Origin of the sequence: Halomonas sp. SpR1, assembly GCF_031010175.1 — a bacterium.
In the GTDB taxonomy this organism is placed as follows: domain Bacteria; phylum Pseudomonadota; class Gammaproteobacteria; order Pseudomonadales; family Halomonadaceae; genus Vreelandella.
Genome location: NZ_JAUAMB010000068.1, coordinates 1 through 8,618 on the forward strand (window position 1 = coordinate 1; position 8,618 = coordinate 8,618).

At 47.2% G+C, this 8,618-nt stretch carries 14 protein-coding genes; all 14 read right to left on the bottom strand.

What is annotated here, in order from left to right:
- Positions 1–173: 173 nt before the first annotated feature.
- The 14 genes from QT231_RS23895 to QT231_RS23960 all read right to left on the bottom strand — a co-directional run bounded on the left by QT231_RS23895 (position 174) and on the right by QT231_RS23960 (position 8,324).
- Positions 174–578 carry a nuclear transport factor 2 family protein gene (locus QT231_RS23895; RefSeq protein WP_308339266.1) on the bottom strand — a complete coding sequence of 135 codons (405 nt, stop codon included), beginning with the start codon at positions 576–578 and terminating at the stop codon, positions 174–176.
- On the bottom strand, positions 562–741 hold the full coding sequence (locus tag QT231_RS23900; RefSeq protein WP_308339267.1) for a hypothetical protein: 180 nt from the start codon (positions 739–741) through the stop codon (positions 562–564). Before QT231_RS23900 ends, QT231_RS23895 begins: the two co-directional genes overlap by 17 nt.
- Positions 742–790: 49 nt before the next feature.
- Positions 791–1,657 (bottom strand): alpha/beta hydrolase, encoded by an 867-nt coding sequence (locus QT231_RS23905; protein WP_308339268.1) that lies wholly within the window; start codon positions 1,655–1,657, stop codon positions 791–793.
- Complete coding sequence (locus tag QT231_RS23910) at positions 1,658–2,011, bottom strand: GIY-YIG nuclease family protein (RefSeq protein ID WP_308339269.1); 354 nt, start codon at positions 2,009–2,011, stop codon at positions 1,658–1,660. It abuts the gene before it with no gap.
- Positions 2,012–2,165: 154 nt separating this feature from the next.
- Positions 2,166–2,585, bottom strand: coding sequence for a MarR family transcriptional regulator (locus tag QT231_RS23915; RefSeq protein WP_308339270.1), 420 nt, complete (start codon positions 2,583–2,585; stop codon positions 2,166–2,168).
- Positions 2,586–2,751: 166 nt separating this feature from the next.
- Positions 2,752–3,159: a GFA family protein gene (locus QT231_RS23920; protein WP_308339271.1), complete on the bottom strand. Its 408-nt coding sequence runs from the start codon at positions 3,157–3,159 to the stop codon at positions 2,752–2,754.
- A 91-nt stretch (positions 3,160–3,250) separates the two neighbouring features.
- Complete coding sequence (locus QT231_RS23925) at positions 3,251–3,889, bottom strand: GNAT family N-acetyltransferase (RefSeq protein WP_308339272.1); 639 nt, start codon at positions 3,887–3,889, stop codon at positions 3,251–3,253.
- Complete coding sequence (locus tag QT231_RS23930; RefSeq protein WP_308339273.1) at positions 3,859–4,419, bottom strand: hypothetical protein; 561 nt, start codon at positions 4,417–4,419, stop codon at positions 3,859–3,861. The genes QT231_RS23925 and QT231_RS23930 overlap by 31 nt, the downstream gene beginning before the upstream one ends.
- 64 nt (positions 4,420–4,483) lie before the next feature.
- On the bottom strand, positions 4,484–4,927 hold the full coding sequence (locus QT231_RS23935; RefSeq protein ID WP_308339274.1) for a hypothetical protein: 444 nt from the start codon (positions 4,925–4,927) through the stop codon (positions 4,484–4,486).
- A 128-nt stretch (positions 4,928–5,055) separates the two neighbouring features.
- Positions 5,056–5,541, bottom strand: a complete 486-nt coding sequence (locus QT231_RS23940) for a DUF1456 family protein (RefSeq protein WP_308339275.1) — start codon at positions 5,539–5,541, stop codon at positions 5,056–5,058.
- Positions 5,542–5,637: 96 nt separating this feature from the next.
- Positions 5,638–6,060, bottom strand: a complete 423-nt coding sequence (locus tag QT231_RS23945; protein ID WP_308339276.1) for a tetratricopeptide repeat protein — start codon at positions 6,058–6,060, stop codon at positions 5,638–5,640.
- A 231-nt stretch (positions 6,061–6,291) separates the two neighbouring features.
- Positions 6,292–6,732: a GNAT family N-acetyltransferase gene (locus tag QT231_RS23950; RefSeq protein WP_308339278.1), complete on the bottom strand. Its 441-nt coding sequence runs from the start codon at positions 6,730–6,732 to the stop codon at positions 6,292–6,294.
- 63 nt (positions 6,733–6,795) lie between these two features.
- The gene (locus QT231_RS23955; RefSeq protein WP_308339279.1) at positions 6,796–7,194 is read right to left on the bottom strand and encodes an NUDIX domain-containing protein; all 399 of its coding nucleotides are present in this window, start codon (positions 7,192–7,194) and stop codon (positions 6,796–6,798) included.
- A 170-nt stretch (positions 7,195–7,364) separates the two neighbouring features.
- Positions 7,365–8,324 (bottom strand): LysR family transcriptional regulator, encoded by a 960-nt coding sequence (locus QT231_RS23960; protein ID WP_308339280.1) that lies wholly within the window; start codon positions 8,322–8,324, stop codon positions 7,365–7,367.
- Positions 8,325–8,618: the final 294 nt, after the last annotated feature.

Here is an 8,618-nt window from a genome sequence, read left to right on the forward strand (position 1 = left end):
CTGGGTCAGTTGTCGGTATCCCATGCTCTGCTTCACTTTGGTCGGTAAAGTCGAGAGGGTACCGGCGCTGGCCCTCCTTCCTCTACTGTGTGATCCAAAGTGCTGCGGTTATTCTATGAATCCAGGAATTAAAAGGTGTAACGCCCGCGGGATCGAAGAATTAAGACTGAAGGTCAAAAAGGAGAAATAGCCGTGCCTTGGTTGTAAACCATTTTCCACTCCCTTCCCTCTTTCCGCCATATTGACGTTCGCCGAGAGTAGCTTGTCATCAAGCCGTTTTGACGACTGATCGCAACCCGGTAAAAGAGCTGAATGAGATCAGAGCTCAATCTCCTGTGTTCAAAATCCTGGGATACAGCTGACCACGCGGACTCGCTCGGCAAACTATCAAGAACACTATTTAATCCGAAAAAATCGCCTGATGCTCCGATCTCCAAAAAATCCGGAGACAGCAAAGAGCGCAGTATCTCCGGTGAGCTGCGCACTTCAAAGCTAAGCAATGCTCTTTCTTTCTCTATCAGCTCCGCTTCGATTCCCATAGCCGTTGCCTCAACATCTGAATTAAATAAGTTCGCCATGCTTTTCCGAAAGCACCCGAAGCTTCAATCGCCCGGCATCACATTGGAAGAACGTATCGTCTTGAAATATCTCGGTTGGCCCATTGTCAGCGATCTTAGCCACCTTGGATTCAAGCACTTCGATGTTGGCGATACGAGCTTTGATCTCAATATTTCTGGTCATGGTAAGTGCTCCATGGTATTCAGTGGCTTGCCTTATGCTATGCCATGCCTCACGGCAGGCTCAATCTATGCTCCATATTTTTGCGAGCCAAAAAATCAAAAACAACTTTATTGAAAATATCTGGCTGATCCATTAATGGCAAATGACCAGCATTTGGAATTCGGCAAAAAATTGAATTTGGAATAAGCTTGGTAGCGGCTTCACCATATTTGATAGAAAACAGTTGGTCATCTTCACCCCAAATAATTAGCGTATCATTTTGAATCTGCCGAAGTAAGTCTACCGACATAGGAGATATAGCTGCCCCTCGACCTTGCTTAAATGCATTCTTACCACCTTTGCTTTTAATGACCTCCATGGAGTATTTTCCATGCAGCGGATCTCGGTTATTTGGATTACATAATATATAGCGAGAGTAAAATCGATTAGCCATAGCCGATGGAAAATTATTCAGCCAGACCATACCCATCAAAGAGGAAATCGGAGGCTTAGCACCTAGGCCACCAGAGTCAACTAAGACAAGCTTTTCCACCATTTCAGGATTATCTAAAGAAAACTGAAGAGCAATAGCCCCTCCTTGAGACAAGCCAACGATATGTGCTTTTGAAATATTCAATGACAAAAAGAAATCCTTTAGCCATTGTGAAAAATAAGGCCGATCATAAGTGACATCAGGCTTATCTGACTCACCGTAACCGACTATATCGGGCACGATCACATGGTAGCTCTTTGACAAAGGGCCGATTGATGGATACCAAGTAACCGCCCCTGCTCCAGCTCCATGTAGACAGATCACGGGGTATCCAGAGCCTGCCGATAAGTATGCAGTTCTTACCGGGCCAGCTATTACTTCACTTTGCGTAACTAACGCATCAATTTTATCTATCAAAGCCTGTCGGTATGTTTTCCCATCCATTTAATTGTTACCATTGTAGAGTCTTGATGGCCTGTACTCTTTCTGTGCTAAGGTGAGATCCAACAGCTCTTCCAAATCTTCTGTGGGATCATAATCTGGATCTTCCAACGGAGAAAGTAACTCCACTATTTGGAAAACAAAGCTACTTTCTCCTAGGCGATTCCAGTCAGCTTGCAATGCTTTGTTACGATGCTTACCGAACTTGAGCTCAGCCTGATGTCGATTCAATCTTGCCTGTATATCTTTTGCGACACCCACGAAGGACAATTCATCCTCCTGATTGTATACTCTATATACGCCCATGGTTCTTGGTGTATCTTTATACTGTTGCTTTAGCTTTTTATGCAAATTCATTGTTTAACCTTAAAAATTAGACTTAACTGATTCTCCACAAACAGCTATTCCCCCTCCCTACTCTATCTCTATACAGACAGTTAGCAAAACATCTATACCCTATCGTTTTTTTGAGTTATCTACTCTTTTATTTCCCTTGATTTATAATTAAAAACTACTTTATCTTATTTATCAGATTACATAACTCATTCAGCTCTTTGGTATCAAGCGGTTTAAGTAATGCAGCTGAAGCGTGTTTAAACGAAACGTGCGCTTCTTCATAAATTTTTGTCCCAGCAGCGGTAAGTGCCACCAAGCTGACTCTGGCATCACGAGGGTTTTCCTGCTTTTTCACCAGTCCCATTTTCTCCATAGGATTTAAAAGACGAGTAACCCCAGATGGGCTTAACCCCACCTGTTCAGCAAGATCGCTACGGCGTATTTTTTGACTGGGTGCGGTGTATAGCTGATTGAGAACCAGATAATCAGATAATCCAATGCCATGCACAGAAAGCGCACCGCCAATCCGTTTTTGGATTTTACTTTGCAGGTTGATGGCACTTAACACCAATCCAACTTCTATATTTTCCGACACAGTCGTTTCTCTTGCGTAATGGTTGATCTCACAAATATATATCCAAATGCTTGCTCAGTCAAATACATTGCAAGTAAATAGCTATTTTGGTGACCGAGCGGCGCGCTAGGTTGGCGGATGCTCTCTCGCTAAATGTTCAAGCCTCTTCATCATGTGATGACGATGGCTACTCACTTGGCTCCAGGTCAGATTCATGGTTGATACCATCAATAACTGGCAAATTATCCAACTCTAAGGGGTTAATACCTTTCAAACACCCGATATTAAACCCATACACATTCGGGTTCGAGCGCGTTTGGTGGTGAGTGTAGATGCCGCAGTTTGAACAGAAGAAGTGCTTAGCAACGCCCGAATTGAACTGGTATAGCTTTAAATGCTCAGCGCCGCGGAGAATGCGAAGACCGTTCAACGGCACATAGGCCATGACAGCGCCTTTGCGCCTGCAAATAGAGCAGTTACACCGTTTCGGGTCGACAAGCCCTTCAGGTAAATCAAGTTCGAGCTCGACTATGCCGCAGTGGCATGTGGCTATGTGCTTAGCTTGAAGCTTAACTCCACCCACTTGCTTGATCACTGAGAACTCTCCTCTCTGGCTCATTGCTGATAACATCGAAGTATTTTGCGAGGGCCTACACAGCGCATAAGCAGCCGTAGGCAAGCCTTTATCAAGCCCTGAACTTGTAATGGAAAACGTCCCTATACTCGCCGTTCATTTGTGGGGCCTGATAAAACCTATCGGTTCTTGTGGTGTATATAAAACCCGCTTTTTCTAAAGCCATTTGAGCAGCGACGTTTTCAACGTCAGTAAAAGAGTTAACGCTTGTTGCCTGACCTGTTGCGAGTAAGTACTGTGCGGTAAGTAACAACGCCTCTGCAGCGTAACCGCGACCTCTATAGGGTCTACCGATACCAAAGTGAACAGCCATTGAGTCATTATCCTTTACAATGGTTACCAGCCCTATGGCACCTCCCCCCTCGCTAATGGCATCTACAACCCAAATACACTTGCCTGCTAACGCCATGCTTTCAGGAATGGAAAGATTTTGGAGCACCGTTTCGGTTTGTTCGACTTCCGTGTGAGGGCGCCGCGCAAGGTACTTTGCTGAGCTTAAATCGCCCGTATAGCTTTCAAAGATACGTGCGATATCTTCTGATCTGTAGTACCTCAATTCCAGCCGTTTGGAAGCAGCAATTCTGTTTGGATGCTTATCGTTCGCAACAACGGCATGGCTTTTCTGCTTTTGGTCGCGAAAGTTTGAATTTTCATCGTTGTTTAGACATTGATTATGGGTGGAGTGTCCCAAAGCTGCACCTCGATATAGAGCTCAAAATCAGTTTCCCAGTAGCGCTCGTAAGGAATCAAGTGATCATTGGCAGGAATACCGAAGCGTGTAACGAGCCGACTCACCTCGCTAAGCAGAAACACTTGATTGTAGTAAGGCTTGTCGTCTCGGGTTAGCGCAATAAAGCTATCAGGGTAAGTCAAAGACGTTACTTCGGGATCAAGCTCCGAGAGAGGGATTCTAAGCTCACATTGATCCGCGTTCAGGTTGCGAAACCAAGATGATTCTCCAAGCACCAGATAAAAGGGATGATCGCGGCGCGGCTTACCTCCACGCGCAATGAAGAGTTCACGCAGCCGAGCCTCAACCTCACGCCGGACTCCTATATAGTTCCTACCGTAGCGCCGCCGGTAGCCAGGATCACGTTGATGACGAGTCAGGAGGTCAAGGAATACAGGATTTTCCGAGCCCGCAGGAAGCTCTGAGAGACTCTGAAACGGGCCAGTCTCTCGCAAATAGTAGTGAGTAGCGAAATCTGGGAGTCTAATCAAAGTTCATGCCTACAGCCAAGCTAACAGTCATCAAATGCCCTGTTGAGCGCCTTACCAGAGCAACTCAGTGACTCTCCCTAGCCTGATTAATGAAATCCTCTAGAAGAGCCACCGCTTTCTCAACGTCCCGTTCATAAATAAACAGGTGATCGAATACTGCACCACACTGCGGGCCAGCCTTGATGCCTTGTTCATTTAGCACTCGCAGAACAGGGCCAAGGAAACCGATCACATCGAAAGGAAGCTCGCCATCTGTTGATACAACTCGAAACGGGCCGAAACTCCCTCTTATCGAGACCTGAGTTTTTAAGCGTTCGACAGCAGCCTCTTCGACAATCGCTGAGACACCGGACTGATCGCGAATTAAGCAACTGTACCGAGCATCGCTGGCCACGAACACGTTAGCCACCTCTTGAGCAGATGTATCGCTAATATCCAGCATCCAGTAGCGTTCAGGCCAGACTTTCAATGTCATATTCGCCCACACCGCCATTGGGTCAATAGGCATGACCTACTCCTGCTAAACAGCCAATAGTGCCTGATTCGACGACTATTAAAACGTCTCATCGAAACCAAAATTGGCCTCTACCCTATGATAAAAATGCCGCAACTGTTACATGAATTCAGGCTACGAGCTCAGGACTCAGAGCTTGAAACGTTCTGATTTGGCCGCAATTGAAGCTGGATACCGAGCAAAAAATTGCGCAGCACCTGATCTTTGCACTCGCGATAATTCTTATGGCTAGGCTTGCGGAAAAACGCACTTAACTCATGGTTACTTAGATTGAAGCCAGCCAGTTCAAAAGCGGCCAGAATATCATCAGCCTTCAAATTCAGCGCAATGCGCAGCTTCTGAAACACCATGTTGTTGTTCAGCTGTGATTCTAGCGCGGGCTGCGGGCCTTCGCGCTTGCCACGCTTAAAGCTAATAAAGCCGTTCAAAAACGCCGCCAGTTCCCTGTTCTTCATCGTTACAAATGCGTCGTCTTCATCCTTTTTCAGCCAGGCTGTGACCTGCTCTTGAGCCACGTTGACCTCTGCCAAGGCGAAGATATCCACGATGGTGCTGTCTTTTAAATCGAAGGTGTAACGGATGCGGCGAAAAATGTCGTTATTGGTCAAAATAGTGTCCCTAGTCTTAGGCAAAACCAGCACAATCAGGCTTTATGTGCATCTGCGTCTATCGTGAATAATCGTTAAATCAGTAACATAACAAGCCTAGCCTGCCGTCAGCTTCTCAAGCAGTTCATCAATTTCTTCTTTAAGCTCGACATCTTCAATTTTGTTGGCAGTGGTTTGGGCATTTTTAAGATTGCTGATCGCCGCGTCGGTCTGGCCCAGCTCAACTTGCAATTTTGCCATGGAGAACGCGATGGATGACATATTGTCTTTCGAATTAATCGCGACGGCTTTTTCGAAGGCTGTCCCGTAGACAGCCAGCGCCTCATCCAGCTCTTCCGTAAAATCAGCCAGCGTTTCCCACTGCTCAGGGTGGTCTTTATCGCTGTTTTCGTTCTCGGTGCAGATCGCTTCCAACTGCGCATAGAGCGCATCAAAGGCCTCTCTATCCTCTTTATCGGCAGCCTTCATGAGTTTTTCAGCAAGCTCGTAAACTGCCTTGTATATTTTGGTATTAATCATTACTAACGGCCTTATCTGTAAAACAAAAAAATAAAAACTCACTTCAAAATAAGCGGCTTACAAACACTGCAGGGTCATTATAGCCCAGGATCACCACCTTTCGGTTAGTCGTTTTCCGCTTTTGCTATTGATGGCAAAATGAAACTGCATGATCAGAAAGGCCGAGCTATATTTGCCATAATCCTATCCCCGCTTCATAGCATTACGTAGCACCATAGCCTAACTCTCTTTCTAAGCATTAAACCTGTGCTGGTAACCTTGTTTACTTGCACTGAAGCCTATGGATTCATAAAAATGGTGTATTGCCGGATCTTTTGACCCGGTCATAAGGGCGACTTTGTAGCATCCGGCTTCCTGCGCGAAGCGCTTTGCATACTGCAGTAGCGCCTTACCTACGCCTTGATTCCTAAAGCGTATAGAAACAATGACATTTTCAATAATCGCGTAAGGCCGGCCAGACCAGCTAAGATTGGGGCACAAATTCACAGTACAGGTGCCGACCAAATCTTTTTCAACAAAGGCACCGACTACACACCCACCAGACTGGCTTATGGAAGCATGAATCGCTCTCAATGCTTCATTGGTTGGCTTTGGCGATCGCGGTCGATCATATTCATCAAATAGATCGAGCACCTCATCCAGCTCTCCCAACTGTACTTGGCGGATTTCCATGGTGGCAACCTCCATACTTAATGCCTAGTTCAAGCGCCGGTTAGAAGCGGCAGCAAGGGTTTGCTAGTCTTGTACACGTAATAATGTAGCGCTATTGATATGGAGCGCGTCCATGATGCGTTCCACGTGACGAGGCAAGGTGTTCGAGGGCAAATCATTACTGTTAAACCATCGAATATCATCGGCTTCACCGCTAAGGCTTATAGCGCCGCCCGTGCTTGTGCACAAAAAGGTAAACGCTACCGTTTCCCGTTCAGGCATAGAATAGACTCCAGCAAGGTGGTCAACTCGCACAGTTAACCCCACTTCTTCCAGGACTTCACGTTCAACGGCTTGCCATGGTGTCTCCAGGTACTCAACTTTTCCACCGGGCAGGTTCCATGTATCAAAATCGGTTCGATGAGCAAGCAAAACTCTCGATACGTCATCCAGGATAACTGCGAAGGCTCCGAGCTTATGCACCGTGATGCTCCTTAACGCCGCCGGTAACGCGGCTTTGCCATTCAAATATCTCGCCACCCGTGTCATCAAATACATTACTAGAGCGGCAGCCTAAATCTCGATAAAAGACCATACAACATAGCTTTCTGGCTGCTGGATGAGCAGCCAAAGAAAATTGATTATGGTTCAGGCTAGGCCAACAGAGGCCCAGCCAGACGCTGCTTCTGTGCTTGGATAGCTTCTGTCAAAAAGTCTTTTAAAGCGTGAATCTTCACCACGCCTCTCAGGTCTGGGTGCATCAGAAACCACAGCCCGTATTCCAGTTCGGGAATAGGGTCGCTGAGCTGAATAATATCCGGATATTCATCCGCCAAATAGCACGGCAGGACGGCTAACCCCATGCGCGCATGTATCGCGCTGAGTATGCTAACCAAGGTATCTACACGGTAGACACAGGCCGCCTTCAGCTCATTTTTGTCCATCCACTGGTCTAGCGCTGAATCCTGCAATCGTGGCCCAGCTCCAATCCAAGGTTGGCTGGCAAGGGTCTCAATGGAGGCCCCCGGGGTTAGGCCGAGGCTGCGATGCCCGTAGACAGCCTGGCCAATCGTGGTCAGTCGTCGACCAATCAAGTTCTCTGGCGGAAGGTTAGAGGGGCGGATCGCAACGTCAGCCTCACGGCGAGTCAGATTGAACAACTGATTAGAGATGGCAACATCCAGCACGATGGCTGGATATTTATAACGGAATTGCGTAAACAAAGGTGCCAACAACCCCATCAGCAAGGAGTCCGTTGTGGTGGTATAAATTTCGCCACTCGGCTCCAGGTCACGACCGGCAACTTTACGCTCCGCCGCCAGGGCTGCTTCATCCATGATCCTAGCCGTATCGGCGAGCTCTTCCCCTGCCAGCGTAGGCCGATAGCCAGTACGACTCCTCTCGAAGAGAGTAACGCCTAGACTCTGCTCAACTTCACCCAGCCGCCGGAAAACAGTTGCATGACTGACCCCCAGAGCTCGCGAGGCTCCAGAAAGAGAGCCTTCAGTCGCGATGGCAAGAATGACCTCAAAGTCATTCCACGCTAGGTAACTGCGTGTTTTCTGTGTAGAGATAGAGGGCTGCCTGCTCTTTTTGACTGTTCTTTTTTGCAAAGTCTGCGCTCACATTTATGGAATAGCTTGCGTAATAGAACAATACTAGCATGTCCCTGACATAGCGAGATAACCCAAGCGCCCTGATACCCAGGGCGACGTTATGGAGGACAGGGGCATGATGGATTCAAAACAGAAGCCGTACTTTAACGGCGGAGATCCGTTAACTTGTAGTGGTCAACTAATCCCGGACAGTAATTTAAGATTTTCCTCAGCCACAACGGGAGGCATGCCATCGTTAAACGAGTGAGGGCGCTGCTGGTTGTAGTAACCCATCAGATAGCCACTAACGTC